Here is a 25,516-nt window from a genome sequence, read left to right as displayed (position 1 = left end):
GCGCTTTGGCAAGGCATAACGGTCAATGCCCCTCATGCCCGTGCGCCAATGCCTCCAATATGTCGTCCATGCGTGCGAGGTCGCCCATGGCGACCACGTCGCCTTTGCTGTCGCGGTCCAGCGGATTACCTTGCCAGTCGCACATATGGCCGCCCGCGCCCTCCACGACTGGCACCAAAGCGGCGATGTCATAGAGCTTGAGGCCCGATTCGACCACAATGTCGATATGGCCGCTCGCCAGCAGCGCATAATTATAGCAGTCGCCACCCCAGATCGTGTCGCGGCATTGCCCCGCGAGGATAGAAAAATGTTCGCCCGTGGAGCCGGGGAAATATTGCGGGCCGGTGCTGGCGAGGATCGCCTGGTCGAGCGCGCGGCAGGGGCGCGTGTGGATAGGCTGCTTGTTCAAGAGGCTAGGCTGACCTGCCATGCCGCACCAGCGTTCGCGCGTGATCGGTTGATCGATGATGCCGATGGTGGGCCAGCCTTCCTGCATCAGCGCAACCAATGTGCCAAAGATCGGCCGCCCCGCAATGAAGCTGCGCGTGCCGTCGATAGGATCGAGGACCCACACTCGTCCGGCATCTTCACGCTCGGCTCCATATTCTTCGCCGATGATGCCGTCATGAGGGCGTTCTTTTTCAAGAATGGCGCGCATCGCGGCTTCCGCGGCGCGGTCGGCCTGTGTTACCGGCGACATATCGTCCTTTGTCTCAACATCGAAACGCGCGCGAAAAAAGGGCAGGATGGCTTGGCCTGCCGCATCGGCAAGGCGCTGGGCAAGATCAAGATCGGCTTTGGTCGTCATACCGTCAATCGAACAGACTGGACACCGAACTTTCGTCCGCAATCCGCTTGATTGCTTCGCCCAGCAGCGGGGCGATGGGCAGATGCCGGATGCAGTTTGAATCGCATGCTGCGTCCGTGGCGAGGATCGAATCGGTGATGACCAGTTCGCGCAACTGCGACGCATCGACCCGCGCGACTGCGCCACCCGACAGGACGCCGTGGGTTACATAGGCGACGACATCCTCCGCGCCTTCATTCTTCAGCGCGGCGGCGGCATTGCACAGCGTACCGGCCGAATCGACAATATCATCGATGAGAATGCAGAAACGGTCCTTCACGTCGCCGATAATGTTCATCACTTCCGATTCGCCAGCGCGTTCGCGGCGCTTGTCGACGATAGCCAGCGGGGCGTTGTCGAGCCGCTTGGCGAGTGCCCGGGCGCGGACGACGCCGCCCACGTCGGGCGATACGACCATGATATTCTTGTCGCCGAAACGTGCCTGAATATCCGCCGACATGACCGGCGCACCATAAAGGTTGTCGGTGGGAATATCGAAAAAGCCCTGGATCTGACCGGCATGGAGATCGACCGACAGCACGCGATTCGCACCCGCGACGGTGATCAGATTGGCCACAAGTTTAGCGGAAATCGGGGTGCGGGGGCCGGGTTTGCGATCCTGTCGGGCATAGCCGAAATAAGGCAGAACGGCCGTGATCCGCCGGGCCGACGATCGTTTGAGCGCGTCGATCATGATCAGCAGTTCCATCAGGTTGTCGTTTGCCGGATAGCTGGTCGATTGAATGACAAAAATATCCTCGCCGCGGACATTTTCATGAATCTCAACGAATATTTCTTCATCGGCGAAGCGGCGAACACTCGCATCGATCAGGGGCAGCTCGATATAATCGGCAATCGCCTGCGCAAGCGGCAGGTTGGAATTCCCCGACATCAATTTCATGGCTTTTGCACCCCGTGACAATATTGTGACGCGCTCTTTGGCGACCCTTTAGACTCCAAATGCGGATTGGGAAAGGCTGTATCGACCGTACATTCCCGCGAAGGCGGGAATCCATTTCCAGCCCGTGCGTCAGGTGGATGGTTCAGGAGATGGGTTCCCGCCTTCGCGGGAACGACGAATGTTTTGATATCGGTATGCAAAGTTCCGCAAGCCAATTCCAAGCTTCGACGAAATGTTCTACGGACCTGCACTATGACCGAACGACTAACTATTGCATTGGCCCAGATCACCCAGTCCGTAGGCGATCTGCGTGGCAACGCGGACACCATGCTGCTGTGGCGGGAAAAGGCGCGGGGCGCAGACCTGATCGTCTACCCCGAATTGCAGTTGATCGGCTATCCGCCAGAGGATCTTGTGCTGAAGCCCGCATTGATCGAACGGGCGGGTGAGGAGTTGTTGCGGCTTGCGAAGGCGACAGCCGATGGCGGTCCGGCCATGCTGGTTGGCACTGTCGTCGCGGCGCAGGGTGTGTTGTTCAATGTTGTCGCGCTGCTTGATGGAGGAGAGGTCACGGCCATCCGCCAGAAGCGCGAGCTGCCCAATTACGGCACGTTCGATGAAAAGCGTCTGTTCGCGCCAGGGCCTTTGCCGGAACCTGTAGCTTTTCGCGGGGTGAAGTTGGGCTTCCCAATTTGCGAGGATGTCTGGTTTCCCTTCGTCTGCGCGCATTTGCGGGAACAGGGCGCGGAAATCCTGATCACGCCCAATGGCAGCCCTTATGAGATCGACAAGGATGAGCGGCGAGTCAACGCCATCTGTGCCGCGCGTGTGCGGGAAACCGGATTGCCGATCGCCTATCTCAACCGTGTCGGTGGGCAGGATGAGCTGGTTTTCGATGGCGCGTCCTTCGTACTGGGCGCGGACGGGAGCCTACTGCACCAGTTGCCTGATTGGGACGAGGCGCTGGTGATGACGCACTGGAGCAAGGGGCCGGATGGTTGGACCTGCGCGTCCGGTGCGCTTGCCGAACTCGATCCCTATCCGGCGGACATTTATAACGCGATGGTACTGGGCCTGCGCGATTATGTGAATCGCAATCGCTTTCCGGGCGTCGTGCTCGGCCTGTCGGGCGGAATCGACAGTGCGTTAAGTGCTGCCGTCGCCGTCGATGCACTGGGCGCGGACCGGGTGTGGTGCGTGATGATGCCGTCACGCTTCACCAGTCAGGAGAGCCTGGAGGACGCGGCGGCGTGCGCGGCGATGCTGGGATGCCGTTTGGACAGCATCCCCATCGGCCCGGCGGTTGAGGCATTCGGCACGATGCTCGTGCCCGCCTTTGCCGATCGGCAGCCGGATCTCACCGAAGAGAATATCCAGTCGCGTATCCGGGGCGTTACCCTGATGGCGCTTTCCAACAAGTTCGGCCATATGCTGCTGACCACCGGCAACAAGAGCGAGATGTCGGTCGGCTATGCCACCATCTATGGCGACATGGCGGGCGGTTATTCCGTGCTGAAGGACGCCTATAAGACGACGGTCTTCGACCTGTCGCGGTGGCGCAATGAAAACCGGCCTTCACTTGGCCTTGGCCCCGAAGGGCTGGTGATGCCGGAGCGGATCATTACAAAGCCACCCAGCGCCGAACTGCGCGAGGACCAGAAGGATGAGGACAGCCTTCCGCCGTATGAGGTGCTCGATCCCATCCTCTATGGGCTGGTGGAAGAGGAATTGTCGGTCGCCCAACTGGTCTCCCGGGGTTTTGACGAACAGACGGTCGCGCGGATCGAACGCCTGCTCTACGTCGCTGAATATAAGCGCCGACAGGCTCCGCCGGGCGTGAAGCTTGGCACCCGCAATTTCGGCCGCGACCGCCGCTATCCCATCACCAACGCATTCAGGACCACATGACAGTCATTACCCGCTTCGCTCCGTCACCAACCGGCCATTTGCACGTCGGTAACATCCGCACTGCGCTTCACAACTGGATGTGGGCTCGCAAGAATGGCGGGCGATTTCTGTTGCGGCTCGACGATACCGATACCGAGCGGTCGAAAGAAGAATATGTCGATGCGATTCGCGCTGACCTGGCGTGGCTTGGCTTGAGCGCGGACGGTGAAGAACGGCAGTCCGCGCGCTTTGCGCTCTATGAGGAAAAGTTCGAGGCGTTGAGGGAGATCGGGCGAGTCTATCCCTGTTATGAAACAGCCCAGGAACTTGACCTCAAGCGCAAGATATTACTCGGGCGTGGCTTGCCGCCGGTCTATGATCGCGCCGCGCTCAGCCTCTCCGATGTCGAACGCCGTGCGCTGGAGGCAGAGGGGCGGCGGCCGCATTGGCGGTTCCGGCTGGATCATGAGGCACCGATTGGCTGGATCGACCTGATCCGTGGCGAGCAGCATTTCGATCCAAAGCTGATCAGCGATCCGGTGATCCGGCGCGAGGACGGGTCGTGGCTCTATATGCTGCCATCTGCGATTGATGACGTGGATATGGGTGTGACACATGTGGTGCGGGGAGAGGATCATGTCTCCAATACCGCAACCCAGATCCAGATGTTCACCGCCATGGGCGCTTCGCCTCCTGCGTTCGCGCATGAGGCGCTGCTGGTCGGGACCGAGGGCAAACTTTCCAAGCGGCTGGGGTCGCTGGGCGTATCGACATTCCGGGAAGAGGGCATGGAGGCAGTCGCGGTTGTCGGCTTGCTCGCCCGGATCGGCACCAGTGATCCCGTTGAGCCGGTGGTGGACGTCGCGCCGCTTCTCAACACCTTCGATTTCAGCCGCTTTGGCCGTGCACCCGCCCGCTTCGATGAGGCAGAGCTGGCCGCGCTCAACCAGCGCATTGTCCACATGCTGGACTATGCGGCGATCAGGGACCGTTTACCCGAAGGCATGGGGGAAGTCGGCTGGAACGCCATCCGTCCCAATCTGGAAACGGTGGCTCAGGCGAGCGATTGGTGGCGTGTCGTGACCGGGCCGGTCGAGTCGCCCGGTCTGGAAGGGGATGACCGCGTATTTGTGGCGCTCGCCGCTGACCTGCTGGCGGAATTGCCATGGAGCCAGGACGTATGGAAATCCCTCACTGCCGCACTCAAGGAGAAAACGGGCCGCAAGGGCAAGCCATTGTTTCTGCCTCTGCGTCTGGCGCTGACTGGCCGCGATCATGGCCCTGAGATGGCGGCTCTGTTGCCGCTGATCGGTCGGGATGCCGCAATTGCTCGACTGGCCCCCGCAACATCATAGATCGAGACTTGTCTCGTGTCTGGCCGCGACCCCTCTGGCATCGCGACGGAACATGGCCTATTTAGGAGCCATGGCCATTTTCCCCCGCCCTGTTTCGCCCAAGCGTGCCTGGATCGACCTGCGCGACTATTTTCTCCAGGGCCGCCGACACAAGGTTTTGTTTCTATTGCTGTCGGTGGCGGCAACATGGGCGATTGTCTGGGCGTTCCTGATCGATGCGAAAACCAACATCATGCCCGGGCCGCAGATCATCTATGTGCAGAACTGGAAAGCCGACCGATCCGACGCCGATATCATTGCCCAACAGAAACTGGATCTGGAGCGTCGCATAGTTGTGACAAAGGCCAAGCAGGCCCAATTTCGAAAAGCGGCGGACGCACTGGGAATAGAATGGCGCAAGGAAGCAAAGGTCGGCGACCGGAAGGAACAGGAGGCCATCGACAGATTGCGGGCGAAACTGGATGAAATGGAGGCACAGGCCCTGGCGAAAGAGCAAGCCGCTGCCGCAAGCCGGGAAGCCGCCCGATAGCCGTGCTGTCGGATGAGGCCTACATGGCCGTTGCCATCAGCTTGTCCGAACGCGGGCGGGGGCGGACTGCACCCAATCCCAATGTCGGCTGTATCATCGTGCGCGACGGGCGCGTTGCCGGGCGTGGCTGGACCCAGCCAGGCGGGCGGCCTCATGCCGAGGCCATGGCGCTGCAACAGGCCGGTGAACAGGCAGGCGGAGCGACGGCCTATGTCACGCTGGAGCCCTGTTTTCACGATTCGCCGCGCGGTCCGACATGCAGCCGATTGCTTATTGAAGCTGGCGTGAAACGTGTTGTGATTGCCGCTCGTGATTCCGACGGGCGGACCAATGGAAAGGGCGAGGCGGCCTTGCAATATGCGGGCCTGGAGGTCGTGACTGGTGTGCTGGCAGATAGAGCGCGCGCTGCCATGGCAGGCTTTTTCACGCGGCAGGTGCTTGGCCGACCGCATGTCACATTGAAACTGGCGACCTCGCTGGATGGACAGATTGCGCGGGCCGATGGCGAAAGCCGCTGGATCACGGGGCCGGCAGCGCGGGCGCATACCCATCTGGAGCGCGCACGTCATGACGCCATTCTGGTGGGGCGTGGAACGGTTGATGCCGACAAGTCCCGGCTTGATGTGCGCTTGCCAGGGCTTGAGACTCGCTCACCGCGTCCGATCATGCTGGGAAGCGGCAGGCCGCCCAAGGGGTGGACGGCAATAGTTGCGCCAGACGACATTTCTGCTTTGCCGGATACGGATTTTCTGATGGTCGAGGGCGGCGCGAGGACGGCTTCCACTTTCCTTGCGGCTGATCTGGTGGACCGGCTGTTGCTGTATCGCGCGCCGATTTTAATTGGAGCTGGCAAGGCGGCGTTAGGCGATATCGGGCTTGAAAGCCTGTCAGCGGCGCATGGCCGCTGGCGACTTGCCGATACCCGAATGCTTGGCCCGGATCGGATGGAGCTTTACGAGCGCGTCGACGCATCCTAGGAACCTTCACATGTTCACAGGCATCATCACGGATATGGGTCAGATCGAAAGCGCGGAACAGCGGGGCGACCTGCATCTGCGCATTGCAAGCAATTATGACATGGATAGCGTCGCGATCGGCGCGTCCATCGCCTGTTCGGGTGTCTGTCTGACCGTTGTTGAAAAGGGCGACGACTGGTTCGCGGTGGACGTTTCCAGTGAAACCCTGTCCCGGACTCCCTCAGGAATGTGGGTCCCCGGTGCGCGGCTGAATCTTGAGCGGGCGTTGCGCGTAGGCGATGAATTGGGCGGGCATATTGTAACCGGCCATGTAGATGGCGTCGGCACGCTGGTGTCGGCAACTCCACAGGGTGATTCGACCCGTATTGTCATATCTGCGCCAAAGGAGTTGGCGCCAAGTCTGGCGCCCAAAGGCTCAATCGCCATTGACGGCATTTCCCTGACCGTCAACGAGGTTGAAGATCAGCCCGATGGCAGTGTCCATTTCGGCATCAATGTCATTCCGCACACAGCGCAGATGACGACGCTTGAAGCACTGCCTGCTGGACGGATGTTCAACCTGGAAATCGATGTTCTGGCGCGTTACCTGGCGCGGATGAGGCAAGTGACGCCCGATAGCTGAACCGAGATGTGAAGTTTTGGCTTCAATATCACATTTTAATGTGATAACAGGCCTGCATGAGCACTGATCTGATGGAAAAGCTGCGCGGTCTCATCACCGATGGTGGTATGTCGCGCTCCGGCCTCGCCCGTGCGGCGGGCCTTCATGCCAACTCCCTGCGCAAAATGGATGAAACGGACTGGAATCCCACTGCCGACACATTGGGGAAACTGGAACAGTATCTGTTGAAACGCGCAGGTGGCACGGCACTGGCCAGTCCCGAAGAAATCATCAACGAAGCGCGCAATGGCCGTATGTTCATTCTGGTCGACGATGAGGATCGGGAAAATGAAGGCGACCTTGTCATTCCCGCGCAAATGGCGACACCCGATGCAATCAATTTCATGGCTACCCACGGGCGCGGCCTGATTTGCCTCACGCTGACCAGGGCACGGGTGGAGGCGCTGGGCCTTGATCTGATGAGTCGACATAACGGGACGCGTCATGAAACGGCCTTTACCGTTTCGATCGAAGCGCGTGAGGGCGTAACTACGGGTATCAGTGCCGCCGACCGCGCCCGGACCATCGCCGTTGCTATCGATGCGGCGCGCGGGCGCGAAGATATTGTCACGCCCGGCCATGTCTTTCCGCTGGTTGCGCGTGATGGTGGCGTTCTTGTCCGCACAGGGCATACCGAAGCGGCCGTCGATGTGGCGCGACTGGCGGGCCTTAATCCTTCAGGTGTGATCTGCGAGATCATGAGGGACGACGGCACCATGGCGCGCATGGACGACTTGATTCCCTTCGCGCAAAAGCACCGGCTGAAAATCGGGACGATCCGTGACCTCATTGCCTATCGCCGCCGGAACGATCATTTGGTTGAAAAGCGTGCGGAAGTGGAATTTGTCAGCCGTTGGGGCGGGGCCTGGACCGCGATGACCTTTTACAACAAGGCTACGGGCACAGAACAAATCGTGCTTCAGAAGGGTCGAATCGATCCTGACAAGCCAACCCTGGTCCGTATGCATCAGCTTTCGCCCTTTTCCGATCTTCTGGGGCAGGAGGGATCGCGCAGTACGCTTCTTTCCCTTTCGATGGAAATTATCGGGGAGGCGGGATCCGGCATCGTCGTCGTGCTGAACCGGCACACCGCCGATGCCTTCACGCGTATGTTTCGCATGAAGGCCGGAATAGAAGAGACAAATATGGATGAATTGCGCGATTATGGCGTGGGCGCTCAGATATTGGCCGAACTGGGCGTGCATGACATGATTCTGCTCACCAACAGCCATCACAGCCTTGTTGCGCTTGACGGCTATGACCTTGCCGTGGTTGGCGAACAGCGCATCGAAAACTGAAGGACCAAGCCATGGCCAAATTTCTCATCGTCGAAGCGCGCTTCTACGATCATCTCAATGACATGTTGATCGAAGGCGCGCAGGCGGCATTGCACGAGGCGGGCCATAAATCTGATGTACTGACGGTGCCCGGCGCTCTCGAAATTCCCGGTGCGATCGCTATCGCGGCCGAGTCGGGCCGCTATGATGGTTTCATTGCGATCGGGGTGGTGATTCGTGGCGAAACTTATCATTTCGAAATCGTATCGAATGAAAGCGCGCGCGGTCTGATGGCGCTTTCGATGGATGGCATTGCTATTGGCAATGGCATTTTGACGGTGGAAAATGAAGCACAGGCTCTTGCCCGTGCTCGCATGTCCGAAAAGGACAAGGGCGGCGAAGCGGCCAAGGCCGCCATTGCCATGTTCGAGATCGGGCAGAAGTTCGCAGCCTGATCCCGGCGGATTCGAGAGGGAGACAAGCATGATGCCTTTACCCGAAGTTCCCACCCTTGATGAAGTGCGCGACTATCTTGCGCCGCGGCTGCCCGGCCATGCGGCTTTTGATGGATGGAACCACAAGGCGCTGACCAGTGCGGCGTATGAGGCGAATCTTGACCCGGCGATGGTGGCGTTGGCATTCCCCGGCGGTACGACCGATATGATCGACGCCTGGTTCCAATGGCTCGACAAGGCAATGGCGCAGGACGTTTCACCCGAAAGGCTCTCGTCGCAAAAGGTGCGTGAGAAAATCACCACTCTTGTTGAAGCGCGACTCGAACGGCTTACACCGAACCGTGAGGCATTACGCAGGGCGCAGGCAATTCTGGCCATGCCGCAGAATATGATAAAGGCTGCGCGGATGGGCTGGCGGGCGGCAGATCAGATGTGGCGCCTTGCCGGAGATAGCACGACGGATTTCAACCATTACAGCAAGCGGGCAATTCTGGGGGGCATCTATACCGCGACGCTTCTGGTATTTCTGGACGATGAAAGTGAAAACGTGGCGGAAACCCGCGAGTTTCTGGCACGGCGGATCGACGGGATCATGCGATTCGAAAAGGCCAAGGCTCAATGGCAGGCGCGTGCCGAACGGCGGCCCAGCCTGACGCGGTTTATTGGTCGTTTGCGGTATCCGGCAATATAAGTGGACAGGTTTGCATGTGGGACTGGTAATTTCTCACGGTTATTGATAATCAATCGCAAGATTGCGTTTTGTTCCCGTTGAGCATTGAAAGTTTCGCACGTGCGCCTTGACCAGCTTCCGCTTCGCCAACCAGCCTGTATCGACAGGGTGAACTGGTCCCAACTGTCCGACCTTGAGGGGCAGCGTTTGCAGGAGCTAGGGATTAGCGAGGGCGTCATTGTTGAAGCGCTCCATCATGGCGGTCTGTTTGGGCGCGGTCCCATCGCATGCCGGGTGGGACGCATGATCGTCGCCATGCGCCGCTTGCATGCTGCCGCCATTACCGTGCGGCCCTCTGCGGAGGTGAAGGACGCAGCATGAGCAGTATTCCGCTGGTCGCGCTGGTCGGCAATCCCAATGCCGGCAAAAGCGCCCTGTTCAATGCGTTGACGGGCGCACGGCAGAAACTTGGCAATTATCCAGGTGTAACGGTCGAACGGAAGTCGGGACGCTTGATGCTGAGCGATGGCCGCCCGGTTGAACTGGTCGACCTTCCCGGCACGTACAGCCTTAATCCGGCCAGCCCCGATGAACAGGTTACGCGTGATGTCGTTATGGGCAGGCAAGCGGGCGAACGACAACCTGATGCGCTGGTCATTGTGCTGGACGCCGCCAATCTGGACAATCACCTGCGATTCGCGCTGGAGTTGATTGCGCTCGATCTGCCTGTTGTGACCGCGCTTAACATGGTGGATCTGGCAAAGCGGGACGGGTTGGAACTGTCCCCCGAATCCTTGTCCCGCGACCTTGGTGTGCCAGTGCTTCCGACTGTCGCGGTGCGCAAGCGGGGCCTTGATGATCTTCGCGAGCAACTGGCGGTTGTCCTTGGCGACGGCAAGGCGCCTAACCCGGCGCCGCAATCGGCCGGTAGCTTTACCGATGTGCAGGCGCGGGCGCGCCGGATTGCCCAAAATGCGGTGCGTTCGGAAACGCCGGTTCGACGGCTGACTTCTGCGGTCGATACTGTGGTGCTGCACCCGTTACTGGGGCCGGTCATATTGGCGGTGTTGCTTTTTGTCATGTTTCAGGCCGTCTTTTCATGGTCCGCGCCGCCGATGGCATTGCTCGAAGGCTGGGCGGCGGCGATGGCGGACATGGTGACCGCCGTTCTGCCCGACAATATATTTCGCTCCTTCCTGGTTGACGGGGTCATCAACGGCGTCGGTTCGGTGATCGTATTTCTGCCGCAGATTTTGATCCTGTTCTTCTTCATCCTGATGTTGGAAGCGACTGGCTATATGGTCCGTGCGGCCTTTCTGATGGATGGATTGATGGCGCGCGTGGGCTTGTCTGGCCGCGCCTTCATCCCGCTCTTGTCGTCCTTCGCCTGTGCTATTCCGGGTATCATGGCGACACGGACGATCAGCGATCCCAAGGATCGTCTGACGACCATATTGATCGCGCCATTGATGACCTGTTCGGCGCGCTTGCCCGTCTATGCCGTGATTATCGCCGCTTTCATTCCCAACCGGACGTTGGCTGGCGGCATTGGCCTTCAGGGGCTGGTGCTTTTCATCCTGTATGTCAGCGGGATCGCCGGTGCGCTTGTAACGGCGCTGGTATTACGGCGGAGCGTCACGCGGGGCAAAAGCAGTGGTTTCCTGATGGAAATGCCGAAATATCAGTGGCCGCGCCCACGTGATATAATTTTGGGATTGTGGCAGCGCGCCGCGATTTTCCTGAAGCGGGCCGGGACCATCATTTTTATCTCCACGGTCGTTCTCTGGGCGCTGCTGAGCTTTCCCAAGCCGCCTGAAGGCAGTGCGGTGTCGCCCGTTGATTACAGCATCGCGGGCCGGATTGCGGGCGGACTCAGTACGGTCATGGAACCCGTCGGGTTCAACCGCGACATTTCATTGGCGCTGATTCCAGCCATGGCTGCGCGTGAAGTCGCGGTGTCGGCGCTTGCCACGGTCTATTCGATTGAACAGAGCGACGATGAAATCGCCACCGAGCGATCACTGAGTCAGCGTTTGCAGGGCCGCTGGTCGTTGGCGACCGCTCTCGCCTTTCTTGCCTGGTTCGTTTTCGCGCCGCAATGCATCTCCACCATTGCGGTTGCGCGTCGTGAAACCAATGGTTGGCGCTGGCCGGCATTCATGGTCGGCTATTTGTTCGTGCTCGCCTATGTATTTGCCGGGATTACCTTCTGGACGGCAACCGCGCTGGGGCTATAAGGGCGGTTTCCAAATGCGGCGCGCGGCGTCGCTCCAGCAATTGCGAGACGACAGGAGACAGCATGGCAGGTAGCGTCAACAAGGTGATTCTCCTTGGGAATTTGGGCGCCGACCCGGAAGTCCGCAGCTTTCAGAATGGCGGCAAGGTGTGCAATATCCGCATTGCCACATCGGAAAGCTGGAAAGACCGCAACACGGGTGAGCGCAAGGACCGGACCGAATGGCACACCGTCGCCATTTTTTCAGAAGGTCTGGTCGGCGTTGCCGAACGCTTTTTGCGCAAGGGTAGCAAGGTCTATATCGAGGGCCAGCTCCGCACGCGCAAATGGCAGGACCAATCGGGCGCTGACCGCTATTCGACAGAGGTGGTGCTGCAGGGATTCGATGCCAAGCTGGTGATGCTCGATGGACGTGAAGGCGGATCGTCGGGCGGATCGAGTGGCGGCGGGCGTAGTGACGAAGGCTGGGGCGCATCAAGCAGTGGCTATGACGATGGCGGCATGGGCGGTGCCAAAAGCAGCGGTGCGCGCAGCAGCGGTCCAAGCTTTGACAATGACCTGGATGATGAAGTGCCGTTCTGATCTGAATTCCCTCTCCCCTGTGGGGATCGTTGCATAATTTCATTTTACCGTCATCCCCGCGAAGGCGGGGATCCATTTCCTGACCTGACCGCTTGATTTTACGTCGGGAGATGGGTTCCCGCCTTCGCGGGAACGACGAAAATCAGGAAATGCACGAATGATGCAATAGTCCCTTCAGAGGGCTATGATGGCGAGCCCAGCCTACTTGTCGCAACGGTATGATTCCCAAGGGGAAAGGGGGTCATAGTTTGAGCAAATCCATGGCGAATGCGCGGATGTGATCGCGCATGTCTTCACGTTCCAGCGCCAGCGCGAAATTGGCTTCGATATATCCGGCCTTTGACCCGCAATCGAAACGGCGGCCGTCAAAGGTCACCCCATGGAACGGCTGATTGCCGATCATCGCGGCCATGGCGTCGGTTAGCTGGATTTCCCCGCCAGCGCCCTTTTCCTGTCGCTCAAGCAGCTGCATGACTTGCGGTTGGAGAATATAGCGGCCGGCGATGATGAGATTGGACGGGGCGGTTCCTGGCGCGGGTTTTTCGACCAGGCCCCTGACTTCCGTCAACGTGCCGTCGACGCTACCGGGATCAAGCACGCCATAGCTTGACGTCTGGTCCATCGGCACTTCCAGCGCGCAGATCAGGTTACCGCCGACTTTTTCATAGGCATCGACCATCTGTTTCATGCATCCGGGCGTCCCAACCATGAATTCATCGGGGAGGAACACGGCAAAGGGTTCATCGCCGACAATTTCGCGGGCACACCATACGGCATGGCCAAGGCCCATTGGTTCCTGTTGGCGGACAAAGGCCGCATTTCCCGGCATTAATCGAGTCGGCGCCAGAATCGACAGATCCTTGCCGCGCGCCGACATGGTATGTTCCAGTTCATAGGCGATGTCGAAATGGTCTTCGATCACGCCTTTGCCCCGGCCCGTGACAAAGATCATTTGTTCGATGCCAGCCTCCAGCGCCTCATCGACGGCATACTGGATCAACGGGCGGTCGACCACCGGCAGCATTTCCTTTGGCACGACCTTGGTCGCAGGCAAAAATCGCGTGCCAAGGCCTGCGACGGGAAACACGGCCTTTCGGATCTTTTTCAGGGTCATCGATCATCCTTTTGCTGTTGCCGCGCACAGAATAGAGCACAGCCATTGCGGTTCGATTTCGCAAGGTCAAGCATGGTGGAATTGTTAATTCAGTCGAAGGGCAACATTGTCCGAAATAATGTCAGTGCACATCACAATGCGAGCAGACGTTTCCGGCAATCGTCGAGGCGAGAGACTTTTTCGTTCAATTCTTCCAGGGCAATGCACACGACATTGTTTTTGGCATCCCGGCACAGGAAGGAGCGGCCTCCTGCTTCGCTTTGGTCGGCGGGGGATTGAAAGCCCTGTATCACCAGCATGCGAAACATGTCGATTTTCTGGATCACGCATTCAATCTGCGTGATTTCCACAAGCTGTTGATTGTCGCGCCGGTTGCGCATCGAAATTATGGCGCGAAGTTCCGCGAGCATCTTGCCTATTGTAGGCTTGGTCCGCGCCCCCGTAAGGCGAACGTCTCCCGCGATTTGCCGCAGTTCGCCGATCTTCCCTTCCAATTGGGACTCAAGCTTGCCCCAGCTATAAATCAGCTTGCCAATAGCTTTGAACAGCGCATCATCGGGGTCGATATTGCCCTGCGCAGGATCGGGGCGAAGCGGGGCATCGTCCATGGCATTTCCATTGGGTTCGCAGTGGCGCCCGGACAGGGAAAAATCATTATACTGCAGCATGATATTGCGATCTCCCGAAGGCCCGGTCTGTTTGGTTATTCTTTGAATCCTAGGTGTGACCACATGATACTGCACGCCCGCTGCTCGCATGGATCGCACGAACCGTCGAATAGTGTGTAAAAAACGCGACGACTGGTGGGCAATGGGGGCGGGTTTATAAGCCATTTGGGCAGGATCAGAAGTCGATCGCGATACCCTTGCGTTCCCAATCACCATAACGGACCGGGTTTGATGGATCATTCCGGTCTGCCGTCATGTCCTTGTCGACGGGATCCGGCTCGGGCACGGGCGGACTTTTTGACAGGTGAGCCGGGGGTTTTACATGATCGGGACGTTTGCCCATTTTCTATCCTTTTCATCTTGAACGGGTCGATATGTCACCCAACATTCATGGCCGAACACTATACTGATCATTGATGGGAAGACTTGGCAAGTGAACGGCTTGAAAACCTTGATGCTGCTTTCGGCGCTGACGGCGCTGTTCATGGTCCTAGGCTATGCATTTGGCGGGGCTGGTGGTGCAGCGCTTGCACTACTGGTTGCAGCGGGGATGAACCTTTTCACATTCTGGAACGCCGACAAGATCGTCCTGCGTATGCACCATGCGCGAGAGGTGGACGGTCGCACGGAGCCTGAATTTTATGGACTGGTGCAACAGTTGGCCGAGCGTGCGGGCCTGCCAATGCCGAAAGTCTATATGATCGACAGTCCGCATCCCAACGCTTTTGCTACCGGGCGCAATCCTGAGAATGCGGCGGTTGCGGCGACGACTGGTCTGCTATCCATGCTGAACCGGGATGAAATCGCCGGCGTGATGGCGCATGAGCTGGGTCATGTGCGTAATCGTGACACATTGATCATGACCATGGTGGCAACCATAGCCGGCGCAATCTCGATGCTGGCCAATTTTGGCCTGTTCTTCCGCAATGGCGATGGCAGAGGGTTTGGCTTCGCGGGCATTCTGGCGGTACTGGTTGCGCCTTTCGCGGCGATGATCGTGCAAATGGCGATCAGCCGGACGCGCGAATATGGCGCGGATCGAGCAGGCGGGGAAATTAGCGGCAATCCACGCGCGCTGGCCTCTGCGCTACGAAAAATTGCGAGCGGTGCAGAACGAATTCCCAATCCGGTTGCAGAGCGCAATCCGGCGGCTGCCCAACTTTACATCGTTCCGGCCCATGTCAGCCAACTCTTTTCCACCCACCCGGCCACCGAAAGTCGCATTGCGGCGCTGGAACAAATGGCGGCGGGGATGGGGGTCCTGCCAGAGGTTGCGCTTCCTTCCACAATGCCGCGAAATGGCTGCAGATCAGCCCTGTTTCCCCACGACAGACCAGTGCCACGGCGATCCAGCGCACTCGATCCTCATAACAGGCATTAGTTTTTCGTAACGGTTCCGTTACTAAATGGTTTTAAGCGCGGCTTGAACAAAACGTAAAATCGCTTAGGGCCTCGCGCATGTCACTTTATCCCGCTCATCCGGCAGGCCTTCCGGCCCGTCGTGCTGCCTTGAAGCTGCTTGATGCCATATTGCGCCGTGGCGAACCTTTGGAACTGGCGCTCCATGGAGCAACGCAGGGCCTTGCTGATCGAGCGGACAAGGCCTTCACCCATGCGATTGTCGCTGAAGTGTTGCGCCATATGCCTGATCTCGATGCCCTGATCGATGGGGCCACACGCAGAGTTCTGCCGCCAGATGCAAAGGCGCGCGCTGTTTTGCGCCTTGCCCTTGTACAAGTGCTTGTCCTGAAGACGCCCCCCCACGCGGCGATTTCAACCGCACTGCCGCTGGTAGATGGGGGACCGCGCAAACTGGTCCATGGCGTATTCGGCACTTTGATGCGTGCTGGAGCAAGCCTTCCAGAGATTCCTTCGCTATTGCCCGAAGTAGCCGTGCGCTGGCAGGAGCAGTGGGGAGCAGACATGGTGCAGGCGGCACAAGAAGCGCTGGCGGCCTCCCCTGCCATCGATCTTACGCTGAAGGACAGCTTGGAAACCGACCTGTGGTGTGAGAGGCTGGGTGGAACCAGCCTTTTGCCTGGGCATGTCCGATTGGCGCAATCGGGCGACATCGCATCTCTTCCTGGCTTTGCTGATGGTGCATGGTGGGTTCAGGATTTGGCAGCTTCCCTGCCCGCACGCTTGTTTGGGCAGGGTGACGGTCGTCATGTACTTGACCTATGCGCCGCACCGGGAGGCAAGACGATGCAGCTTGCTGCCCATGGCTGGCGCGTGACATCGGTGGACCAGTCACAAAAGCGTCTGGTGCGGCTGGACGAGAATCTGGCCAGAACAGGCTTGTCCGCCACAACCGTGCAGGCCGACCTGCGCCAGTGGCAGCCTGAAGCGCCGGTCGATGCCATTCTTCTCGATGCGCCCTGCACTGCGACTGGTATTTTCCGTCGTCATCCGGACGTGCTTCATCGCATCGGCGAACGCCAGATCGCGGAACTGGCGGAACTACAGCAATCATTGCTTGATCGTGTCGCAGACTGGTTAAAGCCGGGCGGCGTTCTGGTCTTTGCCACCTGTTCGCTGGAACAGGCTGAAGGAGAGCGACAGATTGAACGTCTCCTCACCGCCTCAGATGCCTTTGCGCTCGATCCGGTCGAAGCGGAGATACTGCCGGCGGGCATCGTATCGGCGGCTGAAGGCTGGGTCCGCACGTTGCCGTCCATGCTGGCGGAGCAAGGGCGGCTTGACGGATTTTTCATCGCACGCCTGAAAAAAACTGAATGACCGCAAAAAGAATGCGGATCGTCAACTTTGCTGTCACAGGAGTTGCGAACCCGACGCCCTGCAGGTAATGCGCAATTCCATGCATAGCCCTATCAAGATCGCACCATCCATCCTCTCCGCCGACTTTGCACGACTGGGGGAGGAGGTGCGCGCAATTGATGCGGCCGGGTGCGACTGGATCCATGTCGATGTGATGGACGGGCATTTCGTCCCTAACATCACGATCGGTCCGGCCGTGGTAAAGGCGTTGCGTCAGCACACGGCCAAGATTTTTGATGTTCATCTGATGATTTCGCCGGTGGATCAATATCTCGATGCCTTTGCGGCGGCAGGCGCCGACATCATCACCGTCCATCCGGAAGCGGGGCCGCATACGCACCGCACCGTCCAGCATATCAAGTCGCTGGGCAAGCTGGCGGGGGTATCGTTGAACCCGGCGACGCCCGCCAAAATGCTCGATTATCTGATAGAGGATATCGACCTTGTCCTCATCATGAGCGTCAACCCCGGCTTTGGCGGCCAAAGCTTCATCGAAAGCCAGCTTCGCAAGATCGAGGCGGTGCGCAAGATGATCGACAAAACCGGCAAGGACATCCGTCTGGAAGTCGATGGCGGCATCGACGTCAATACCGCTCCACGCGCCATCGCGGCTGGGGCTGATGTGCTGGTGGCAGGCACCGCGACCTTCCGTGGCGGTGTTGAGGCCTATGCGGCGAATATTGCGGCATTGAGGGGCGGGTGAACGATCAGACGCCACCGGATTTCGCCCAGGACGGGATTGAGCAGGGCAAAAGGCTGATCCGCCTTTCCGGTGACAAGGGCCTTTCGCTTGCCGAACGCCTCGCCAATAACTTTTATCGCCTGACCTGGCGTACGCCGCTGCATTCCATGCGGCTCCGGGGTAAATACCCGCTGAAGCTGCTGGCGGTGCCCAATGATGCCATTCCCGGCGACGCACGCGCGGGCAAGGCTTTGCGCGCGGGTTATTTCCTCTTTCGGGGGATGAAGCAGCCAATCGACACGCTGGATTTCGCCAATCTGAATATCGACCCGGCCTTTGCCGATTATATTCACAGCTTTCGATGGCTCCGCGATCTGTCCACCATGGCCACGCGCGAACAGGCCGCACCCATTGCCGAAGCGGTCGTGCGGAAATGGCTGGCAGTTCATGCCGAACGCCCCAGCGAACCGGCATGGCGCGCGGACAATGCGGGTTGGCGGCTGTTGTTCTGGACCGCGCATGCGCCGCTTATTCTATCGAGCACGGATCTCGTCTATCGCTCGCTTGTGCTTAATTGCATCGCTCGTACCGCTCGTCATCTCGACCGGGGAGCAGACAAGGCGCAAGCCGGTTTGCCGCGCCTCGTTGCCTGGGGTGGCATTGTTGCCGCATCATTGTTGATACCCGGCGGCGGTCCGCGCCGCATTTTTGGTGAGGCGGGACTGGAGCGGGCAATCGACAGCGCCTTTCACGCTGATGGCGGCAGCGTGTCACGATCGCCTGCGGCACAACTTGAAGGAATCATGCTGCTGTCCATGCTGGGCGCGGTTTATGATGTCCGGCGGGAAAACATTCCCGATTTCATCCAAATGGCCCTCCATCGCACAGTGCCAGCCTTGCTCGGCATCGCTCATGGTGATGGCGGTTTGGGCAGTTGGCAGGGAAGCGCGGCCATTGCCGACACCCTGGTCGAAGCCGTTGTCGCTGCGAGCGGTGTGCGGACCCGGCCGTTGCGACAGGCGCGCGACTGGGGTTATCAGCGCTTGTCGGCGGGACAAACCGTGCTGCTTGTCGATGCAGCGCCGCCGCCGGTGTCGCATCTGGCGGTTGCCGGCTGTGCATCGACCAATGCCATGGAAATCAGCGATGGACCGCATCGGCTGATCGTCAATTGCGGCGGCGCCGCGTTGACTGGCGGGACTATTCCTCAAGATCTGGCACAGGGCCTGCGCACAACGGCGGCGCACAGCACGCTCGTGCTGGACGATCGGAACAGCACGGCCATTTTGAATGACGGCACGCTGGGGCGTGGCGTGACTGAAGTGGAGCTTGACCGACAGGAGTTGGAGCAGGGCAGCCGCCTGGAAATCAGCCATGACGGCTATGTTCGCAGGCTGGGTTTTCTGCACCGTCGTTTGCTGCTGATGGGGACGGACGGGCGCGAGATTCGCGGCGAGGATATGTTGCTGCCTGTTGGGCGGCGCAAACCAGCCGCCACGGGATTTGCCGTCTGCTTTCACCTTGCGCCCGATGTGGAACCGACGCTAACGGCAGACAAGCAGGGGGCATTGCTGCGTATCGCAATGGGTCCGCTGTGGCAGTTCCGCGCGGGCGGTGGGGCGCTGACGATAGAGGATAGTCTCTGGGTGGATGGCGAAGGCCGACCTCACCCGGCAAAGCAACTGGTTGTGACCGGAGAAACGGCGGCGGGCGGCGCAAGTGTCGGCTGGCTGCTCAAACGGGTCGGATAAAGGGAAATGATGAACGAAGTGAAGGTGAAGCGGGCGCTGTTGTCGGTGTCTGACAAGAGCGGGCTTGTTGAACTGGGTCAGGCGCTGGTGCGTCATGACGTTGAACTGGTATCCACTGGCGGCACGGCCAAGGCGTTGCGCGAGGCAGGGCTGGCGGTGAAGGATATTTCCGACCTGACGGGTTTTCCCGAAATGATGGACGGGCGCGTCAAGACGCTTCACCCAAAGGTGCATGGCGGCCTGCTTGCTGTGCGCAACAACCCCGAACATGTCGCGTCCATGGATGAACATGCCATCGGCGCCATCGATCTGGTCATCGTCAACCTTTATCCCTTCGCCCAAACGGTTGCGCGTGGCGCGGAGCGGGATGAAATTATCGAGAATATCGATATTGGCGGTCCCTCCATGGTTCGCTCGGCGGCGAAAAACCATGAAAGCGTTGCCATCGTTACGGACCCGGTCGACTATGCGCGCCTGATCGCCGAAATGGACGAAAAGGGCGGCGCTACAAGCTATGACTTTCGCCGGATGCTGGCAGCCAAGGCTTATGCCGCGACGGCGGCTTATGACAGCATGATCGCCAACTGGTTCGCCTACGTCGATCAGGAACAGAAATTTCCTCCCGTTCGGACTATGGCTAGCCGTCTTTCCATGTCGCTGCGTTATGGCGAAAACCCGCATCAGGGCGCGGCGCTCTATTTGCCGTTCGGACCTGCCGCGCGTGGAATCGCTCAGGCGCGCCAGGTGCAGGGCAAGGAACTGTCCTACAATAATCTCAACGATGCCGATGCCGCGCTGGAACTGGTCAGCGAATTCCGCGATGGCCCGCCCACGGTCGTCATCGTCAAACATGCCAACCCCTGTGGCGTGGCCAGCGCCGACACTCTGATCGACGCTTATCGGCAGGCGCTGGCTTGCGACAGCGTATCGGCTTTTGGCGGCATCATTGCGGTCAACCGCCCGCTCGATGGCCCCACCGCCGAAGCGATCAGCGAGATTTTCACCGAGGTCGTGGCGGCTCCCGATGCCGACGATGCGGCAAAGGCGGTGTTCGCCAAGAAGAAGAATTTACGCCTACTTTTGACCGGCGACCTGCCTGACCCCGCACGCGCCGGGCAGCAGGTCAGGGTAATTGCTGGCGGCGTATTGCTTCAGGACCGCGACAACGGGCAAGTGACGCGCGATCAGTTGAAGATTGTGACCAAACGCGCACCGAGCGAGCAGGAGCTGAACGATTGCCTGTTCGCCTGGACCGTCGCCAAACATACAAAATCCAACGCCATCGTTTATGCCAAGGACGGCGCGACGGCAGGCATTGGCGCAGGCCAGATGAACCGCCGGGACAGCGCCCGCATTGCCGCTGTCAAGGCGCAGGAAGCAGCGGAAACAAATGGCTGGGCCGCACCGCGCACCGCTGGTTCGGCTGTCGCGTCGGACGCCTTCTTCCCCTTCGCAGATGGCTTGCTGGCAGCGGTCGAGGCAGGTGCGACGGCGGTGATTCAGCCGGGCGGTTCGATCCGCGACGATGAAGTGATTGCGGCAGCCGATGCGGCGGGGCTGGCCATGGTCTTTACGGGCATGCGGCATTTCCGCCACTAACAGGGATATTGCCAAATCGTTCGCCCCGCACCTACATATGGGCGGGACGAACGATTTGGCTCCGCGCGATCCAATGAACGGCACAATCGCGGACTTCTTTAATCGCCGTTAACCAATCATTAGAAGATTTCCTTCACCCCTGTTTTCAGGACCATTGAAACAGGGGAATCCCGCATGTCACGCGCTGATCAAGCTGTGGACGTCGCCATCATCGGCGCTGGCCCTGCCGGCCTTACTGCGGCCTATCTGCTGACAAAAAAGGGCTATAGCGTCACCGTTATAGAAAAGGACCCGGTCTATGTCGGCGGGATCAGCCGGACGGTGGAATATAAGGGCTTTCGATTCGACATTGGCGGCCACCGCTTTTTTTCCAAATCGAAAGAAGTAGTGGACCTGTGGAACGAGATCCTGCCCGACGATTTCATTCAGCGGCCACGCATGAGCCGTATCTACTATGAGGGCAAATTCTACAGTTACCCCCTGCGTGCCTTTGAGGCGCTGGGTAATCTGGGGATTTTCCGGTCGACACTTTGCATGCTCAGCTATCTGCGCTGGAAATTGAAGCCCAGGCAGAATGTCCGCAGTTTCGAAGACTGGGTCGTCAACCAGTTCGGTCACAAGCTCTATTCGATCTTTTTCAAGACCTACACCGAAAAGGTGTGGGGCATGCCCTGCGATGAAATGTCCGCCGACTGGGCAGCGCAGCGGATCAAAGGGTTGAGCCTTGGCGCGGCGGTGATCGATGGTCTCAAGCGCTCACTCGGCCTTAACAAGCGGCCCAATGACGGCATGGCGACCAAGACCCTGCTCGAAAATTTCCGCTATCCTCGCCAGGGTCCCGGCATGATGTGGGATGCTGCGCGCGATTTCGTGGTGAAGGGCGGTAACCGGGTGTTGATGGGCCATGCGCTCAAACAGCTTGTCCGCGACCAGGGGACTGGTCGGTGGAAGGTCGCAGCAACGACGAGCGATGGCGCTGTGATCACGATCAACGCCGCTCATGTGATCAGTTCTGCGCCGATGCGCGAACTGGCCGGACGCATACATCCGCTGCCTGCCACACTGGGTCAGGCGCTGGACCTGAAATATCGGGATTTCCTGACCGTCGCACTGATGATCCGTTCGGACGATCTGTTCCCGGACAACTGGATTTATATCCACGACAGCAAGGTGAAGGTTGGCCGTGTCCAGAATTTCCGTAGCTGGTCTCCCGAAATGGTGCCCGAAGCGGGTATCGCCTGTGTCGGACTGGAATATTTCTGCTTCGAAGGTGACGGGCTTTGGTCATCGAGCGATGCCGACCTGATTGCATTGGCCGCAAAGGAAATGGCAATTCTCGGCCTGTGCGACCCGAAGGACGTTGTTGACGGCGCGGTTGTCCGACAGGAAAAGGCCTATCCCGTCTATGATGATGCCTATGCCGAAAACGTCCTTCACATGCGTAAGGAACTCGAAGGGGTCTATCCCACGCTGCATATGGTGGGGCGCAACGGCATGCACCGCTACAATAACCAGGATCACGCCATGATGACGGCGATGCTGACCGTCCGCAATATTGAGGCGGGCGCACGCGTGTATGACATATGGGCCGTCAATGAAGACGCGGAATATCATGAGTCCGGTGATGAGGGGCAGCGTGCGGCGTTGGCGTCCGAACGGATGGTTCCCAACCGCGTCATCCGGGCAGCCTGACGTCATGCTGCCGGCAATGCGCTCCATTTTCAGCAACTGGACCTATTTGCGCTACATAGTATCAAGTGCGGGTGCGCTGGCCGTGGATATGGCGGTTTTTCTTGCGCTGTTTCATCTGGGTCTTTTGCCTGTCATTGCTTCTGCACTGGGCTATGCGGTTGGAATCGCGGCGCATTGGATGTTTTCCAGCCGTGCGGTATTTACCGATGCGGTAGCGGTGCGGGGCAGCGCGCGCGCGCGACAGAAGGCGTTGTTTCTGGGTTCGGCACTGGTCGGCCTTGCCATCACCACGACGATGGTCGGGGCGGCCGATATGCTGGGACTTGATCCGCGCCTTGCAAAGCTGGCTGCGATCGCGGTCAGCTTTCAGGCGACCTATCTGATGCGCAAGAAGGTGGTCTTTGCCAGATGAAGATGGACGGCCTTTTTTCAGGCCGCCGCTTTCCGCTGGCGATCTTTGCCATATGGCTGATCTGTTCGGCGGCAATGCTGGTTCTGTCCTATGGATTGATCGCGATTCTGGATTTCCGCGATGCCGATGATGCGCTGCGATTGGTGCAAATTCGCGACTGGATGGCGGGCCAAAGCTGGTTCGATGTCACCCAATATCGGATAAATCCGCCTGAGGGTGGTCCGATGCACTGGTCGCGCCTGATCGATCTTCCTATTGCCGCTCTTCTCTGGTTCACATCTTCATTTTTAAACCAGATCGATTCGGAACGAGCCGTTCTTGCGGTCTATCCGTTGCTGGTGATGGGGCTATTGTTCGGTATTTTCGCTTGTGCAGTCCGGCGTTTGGCGGGTGCTGCGTTGGCCGTCCTGGCCGTCGTGCTTCTTGGCCTTACCATGCCAGTGTTGATCCAGCTCATGCCCATGCGGATTGACCATCATGGCTGGCAGATTGTGATGGCCGCATGGGCGTTCTATGCCAGTCTGCTGCCTTCCCCGCGCAAGAGTGGCATTTTGACGGGGCTGGCGGTTGCGTTCTGGCTTATCATATCCAGCGAAGCGCTGCCCTATGCCGCGCTGTTTGGCGCGTTGTATGCCCTGAAATATCTGCGCCATCCCGATCAGTGGGATCGGTTGGCCGCATATTTATGGACGGTTACGCTGGGTGCCGCTGCTTTGCTGTTGGTTACCCGCGGCCTGTCTGTTTCATTGCGCTTTTATTGTGACACCATGTCGCCAACTTTTTTGATTCCCATGGGGACGGCCGCGCTATTGATTTTGGGGCTGAAAGCCCTGTTGCCTGATCATCATCCGACCAATCGGGTGGCCATCATTGCAGTGCCAGGTGCAGGCGCGTTGATTGCATTGTCGTTGACCGGACGCGAATGCATGGCGGGGCCATTCGAAACGCTTGACCCTCTGGTCTATCGTTTCTGGTATCTGAAGGTTAGCGAAGGCCTTCCCATCTGGGATCAGCAAGCCGCTACCATATTCATGACTCTTGTCGCGCCGATACTGGGTGCAGTGGGGTATGCACTTGCTATTCGTGCCCAGAAAGATGCCGCAAAACGTGCGCGATGGATCGAATCGCTGTTTGTGGCAGCGGGCGCTTTCACACTCTCCCTTCTGGTCATGCGGGCCATGTCGATTGCCCATCTTTTCATGCTTCCCGGCAATGCCTGGCTGTTCCTGACCGGTATGAGCAGGGCGCGGACACTGTACCGGACATCAACGAGGATCATTGCGTCGGTGGCAACCGTGCTTCTGATTCCCGCCCTGCCAACGGCCTTGCTTGCCAATGCTTTCTCTCGGGAAACTGCGACCGCCCATGGCTCGGAAAAGGCGCAATGCACGACGCCATCCGGACTGCGATATCTTGCTGCCTTGCCGCCTGCGACGTTGTTTGCGCCTCTCGATATTGGACCATATCTGCTGGTCCATACCCATCACCGAGTTATCGCGACAGCTCACCACCGTAATCATCATGCCATGGCGACTGTCATCACGGCGTTTATGAGTGCGGAACCAGAAGCCCGTGAAACGGTGATGGGTACTGGCGCGGACTATCTGGTTTATTGCCCCCAAAAATCTGAAATCGGCCAATATGTGAAGCATGCTCCAACCGGCCTTGCCGCACGATTGGAAGCAGGGCAGGTCCCCACCTGGCTTCAACCCGTCCCAATGCGACAGGATCAGGCCATTCGGGTCTATCGCATCGTCAATTAAGCCGCCGCTGGTTTGAAGAGCATCGCCGCGCCGTTCATGCAATAACGTTTGCCTGTGGGCTTTGGACCATCATCGAAAATATGGCCCAGATGCCCGCCGCAACGGCGGCAGTGGACTTCCGTGCGGGGATAGCCGATCCCATAGTCTGTGGACGTCCGCACCGCATTGGGCAAGGGTTTCCAGAAGCTGGGCCAACCAGTACCGCTGTCATATTTGGTGGTTGAGGAAAAAAGCGGCAGGCGGCAGCCTGCGCACAGAAATAGTCCTTTGCGATGTTCCTTGTTCAAGGGACTGGAATAAGGACGCTCGGTTGCGGCGCGGCGCAGGACGGCAAATTGCTGTGACGTCAGGCGCTTTTTCCATTCCTCCTCGCTCAGGTTGAGTTCGAACCCCTCCTTCGCCTCTGCCGATTCGTCCAACATGCGGAAACCCGCGATGCTGGCGATAGCGAGGACGCCTGTTGATCCGATCAGGGTGCGTCGTGATATATGCATCATTTTTCTCATTCGCATGGCGAGTATGAAAGGCTACATCTGAACCCGCGATGCACGCCCGACAAGACGTTTAAGTAAAGATCGTCGTTCGGCATTGTTCCCGCTACCGGTATAAACGGCGGAGTAAAAATGTACCACTGACGGGTCTTTTGGGGTCCGTTCATTTCGGAGTAAAAGTGTACCGGT

At 58.9% G+C, this 25,516-nt stretch carries 25 protein-coding genes; 19 read left to right on the top strand and 6 right to left on the bottom strand.

Annotated elements, in window-relative coordinates; genetic code table 11:
• Positions 1–22: 22 nt before the first annotated feature.
• On the bottom strand, positions 23–808 hold the full coding sequence (gene hisN, locus L3X40_RS13425) for a histidinol-phosphatase (protein ID WP_237366076.1): 786 nt from the start codon (positions 806–808) through the stop codon (positions 23–25).
• A 4-nt stretch (positions 809–812) separates the two neighbouring features.
• The gene (locus tag L3X40_RS13420) at positions 813–1,748 is read right to left on the bottom strand and encodes a ribose-phosphate pyrophosphokinase (RefSeq protein WP_237366075.1); all 936 of its coding nucleotides are present in this window, start codon (positions 1,746–1,748) and stop codon (positions 813–815) included.
• A 252-nt stretch (positions 1,749–2,000) separates the two neighbouring features.
• On the opposite strand from L3X40_RS13420, the gene L3X40_RS13415 reads away from it, so the two are divergent.
• From L3X40_RS13415 to ssb, 11 genes are all read left to right on the top strand, one after another.
• Positions 2,001–3,656 carry an NAD+ synthase gene (locus L3X40_RS13415; protein WP_237366074.1) on the top strand — a complete coding sequence of 552 codons (1,656 nt, stop codon included), beginning with the start codon at positions 2,001–2,003 and terminating at the stop codon, positions 3,654–3,656.
• On the top strand, positions 3,653–4,990 hold the full coding sequence (gene gltX, locus L3X40_RS13410; protein ID WP_237366073.1) for a glutamate--tRNA ligase: 1,338 nt from the start codon (positions 3,653–3,655) through the stop codon (positions 4,988–4,990). The genes L3X40_RS13415 and gltX overlap by 4 nt, the downstream gene beginning before the upstream one ends.
• A gap of 70 nt (positions 4,991–5,060) precedes the next feature.
• Complete coding sequence (locus L3X40_RS13405) at positions 5,061–5,519, top strand: hypothetical protein (RefSeq protein ID WP_237366072.1); 459 nt, start codon at positions 5,061–5,063, stop codon at positions 5,517–5,519.
• 23 nt (positions 5,520–5,542) lie between these two features.
• A complete protein-coding gene (gene ribD, locus L3X40_RS13400) occupies positions 5,543–6,496 on the top strand; it encodes a bifunctional diaminohydroxyphosphoribosylaminopyrimidine deaminase/5-amino-6-(5-phosphoribosylamino)uracil reductase RibD (RefSeq protein ID WP_237366071.1) in 954 nt (317 codons plus the stop codon).
• Positions 6,497–6,506: 10 nt separating this feature from the next.
• The gene (locus tag L3X40_RS13395; RefSeq protein ID WP_237366070.1) at positions 6,507–7,118 is read left to right on the top strand and encodes a riboflavin synthase; all 612 of its coding nucleotides are present in this window, start codon (positions 6,507–6,509) and stop codon (positions 7,116–7,118) included.
• A gap of 56 nt (positions 7,119–7,174) precedes the next feature.
• A complete protein-coding gene (gene ribB, locus L3X40_RS13390; protein ID WP_237366069.1) occupies positions 7,175–8,455 on the top strand; it encodes a 3,4-dihydroxy-2-butanone-4-phosphate synthase in 1,281 nt (426 codons plus the stop codon).
• An 11-nt stretch (positions 8,456–8,466) separates the two neighbouring features.
• Positions 8,467–8,889 (top strand): 6,7-dimethyl-8-ribityllumazine synthase, encoded by a 423-nt coding sequence (gene ribH / locus L3X40_RS13385; RefSeq protein WP_237366068.1) that lies wholly within the window; start codon positions 8,467–8,469, stop codon positions 8,887–8,889.
• A 28-nt stretch (positions 8,890–8,917) separates the two neighbouring features.
• Positions 8,918–9,580 carry a COQ9 family protein gene (locus L3X40_RS13380; protein WP_445177191.1) on the top strand — a complete coding sequence of 221 codons (663 nt, stop codon included), beginning with the start codon at positions 8,918–8,920 and terminating at the stop codon, positions 9,578–9,580.
• 99 nt (positions 9,581–9,679) lie between these two features.
• Positions 9,680–9,940, top strand: a complete 261-nt coding sequence (locus L3X40_RS13375) for a FeoA family protein (RefSeq protein WP_237366067.1) — start codon at positions 9,680–9,682, stop codon at positions 9,938–9,940.
• Positions 9,937–11,796 (top strand): ferrous iron transporter B, encoded by a 1,860-nt coding sequence (gene feoB / locus L3X40_RS13370; RefSeq protein ID WP_237366066.1) that lies wholly within the window; start codon positions 9,937–9,939, stop codon positions 11,794–11,796. Before L3X40_RS13375 ends, feoB begins: the two co-directional genes overlap by 4 nt.
• Before the next feature lie 62 nt (positions 11,797–11,858).
• On the top strand, positions 11,859–12,377 hold the full coding sequence (gene ssb, locus L3X40_RS13365) for a single-stranded DNA-binding protein (RefSeq protein WP_237366065.1): 519 nt from the start codon (positions 11,859–11,861) through the stop codon (positions 12,375–12,377).
• 241 nt (positions 12,378–12,618) lie between these two features.
• On the opposite strand, the gene galU is transcribed toward ssb, so the two are convergent.
• The 3 genes from galU to L3X40_RS13350 form a co-directional block, all read right to left on the bottom strand.
• Positions 12,619–13,491 (bottom strand): UTP--glucose-1-phosphate uridylyltransferase GalU, encoded by an 873-nt coding sequence (galU, locus tag L3X40_RS13360; RefSeq protein ID WP_237366064.1) that lies wholly within the window; start codon positions 13,489–13,491, stop codon positions 12,619–12,621.
• Positions 13,492–13,622: 131 nt separating this feature from the next.
• Positions 13,623–14,159, bottom strand: coding sequence for a hypothetical protein (locus L3X40_RS13355; protein WP_237366063.1), 537 nt, complete (start codon positions 14,157–14,159; stop codon positions 13,623–13,625).
• A 175-nt stretch (positions 14,160–14,334) separates the two neighbouring features.
• Complete coding sequence (locus L3X40_RS13350) at positions 14,335–14,502, bottom strand: DUF1674 domain-containing protein (protein WP_237366062.1); 168 nt, start codon at positions 14,500–14,502, stop codon at positions 14,335–14,337.
• Positions 14,503–14,592: 90 nt separating this feature from the next.
• On the opposite strand from L3X40_RS13350, the gene htpX reads away from it, so the two are divergent.
• The 8 genes from htpX (at position 14,593) to L3X40_RS13310 (ending at position 24,836) form a co-directional block, all read left to right on the top strand.
• The gene (gene htpX / locus L3X40_RS13345; protein WP_237366061.1) at positions 14,593–15,540 is read left to right on the top strand and encodes a zinc metalloprotease HtpX; all 948 of its coding nucleotides are present in this window, start codon (positions 14,593–14,595) and stop codon (positions 15,538–15,540) included.
• A gap of 77 nt (positions 15,541–15,617) precedes the next feature.
• Positions 15,618–16,898 carry an RsmB/NOP family class I SAM-dependent RNA methyltransferase gene (locus L3X40_RS13340; protein ID WP_237366060.1) on the top strand — a complete coding sequence of 427 codons (1,281 nt, stop codon included), beginning with the start codon at positions 15,618–15,620 and terminating at the stop codon, positions 16,896–16,898.
• 79 nt (positions 16,899–16,977) lie between these two features.
• Entirely contained in the window at positions 16,978–17,640 is a 663-nt protein-coding gene (rpe, locus tag L3X40_RS13335; RefSeq protein ID WP_237366059.1) for a ribulose-phosphate 3-epimerase, read from the top strand.
• Complete coding sequence (locus L3X40_RS13330; protein WP_237366058.1) at positions 17,637–19,370, top strand: heparinase II/III family protein; 1,734 nt, start codon at positions 17,637–17,639, stop codon at positions 19,368–19,370. Before rpe ends, L3X40_RS13330 begins: the two co-directional genes overlap by 4 nt.
• A 9-nt stretch (positions 19,371–19,379) precedes the next feature.
• Positions 19,380–20,969 carry a bifunctional phosphoribosylaminoimidazolecarboxamide formyltransferase/IMP cyclohydrolase gene (gene purH, locus L3X40_RS13325; protein WP_237366100.1) on the top strand — a complete coding sequence of 530 codons (1,590 nt, stop codon included), beginning with the start codon at positions 19,380–19,382 and terminating at the stop codon, positions 20,967–20,969.
• Between the two features lie 174 nt (positions 20,970–21,143).
• Positions 21,144–22,661, top strand: a complete 1,518-nt coding sequence (locus L3X40_RS13320; protein WP_237366057.1) for an NAD(P)/FAD-dependent oxidoreductase — start codon at positions 21,144–21,146, stop codon at positions 22,659–22,661.
• A gap of 16 nt (positions 22,662–22,677) precedes the next feature.
• Positions 22,678–23,073 carry a GtrA family protein gene (locus L3X40_RS13315; RefSeq protein WP_237366056.1) on the top strand — a complete coding sequence of 132 codons (396 nt, stop codon included), beginning with the start codon at positions 22,678–22,680 and terminating at the stop codon, positions 23,071–23,073.
• Positions 23,070–24,836, top strand: a complete 1,767-nt coding sequence (locus tag L3X40_RS13310) for a hypothetical protein (protein WP_237366055.1) — start codon at positions 23,070–23,072, stop codon at positions 24,834–24,836. The genes L3X40_RS13315 and L3X40_RS13310 overlap by 4 nt, the downstream gene beginning before the upstream one ends.
• On the opposite strand, the gene msrB is transcribed toward L3X40_RS13310, so the two are convergent.
• Positions 24,833–25,330, bottom strand: coding sequence for a peptide-methionine (R)-S-oxide reductase MsrB (msrB, locus tag L3X40_RS13305; protein ID WP_445177193.1), 498 nt, complete (start codon positions 25,328–25,330; stop codon positions 24,833–24,835). The genes L3X40_RS13310 and msrB overlap by 4 nt on opposite strands.
• Positions 25,331–25,516: the final 186 nt, after the last annotated feature.

The organism is Rhizorhapis sp. SPR117 (genome assembly GCF_021742065.1).
The sequence above is the reverse complement of the archived record's forward strand: the minus strand, read 5'-3'. Positions and strand labels throughout refer to the sequence as shown.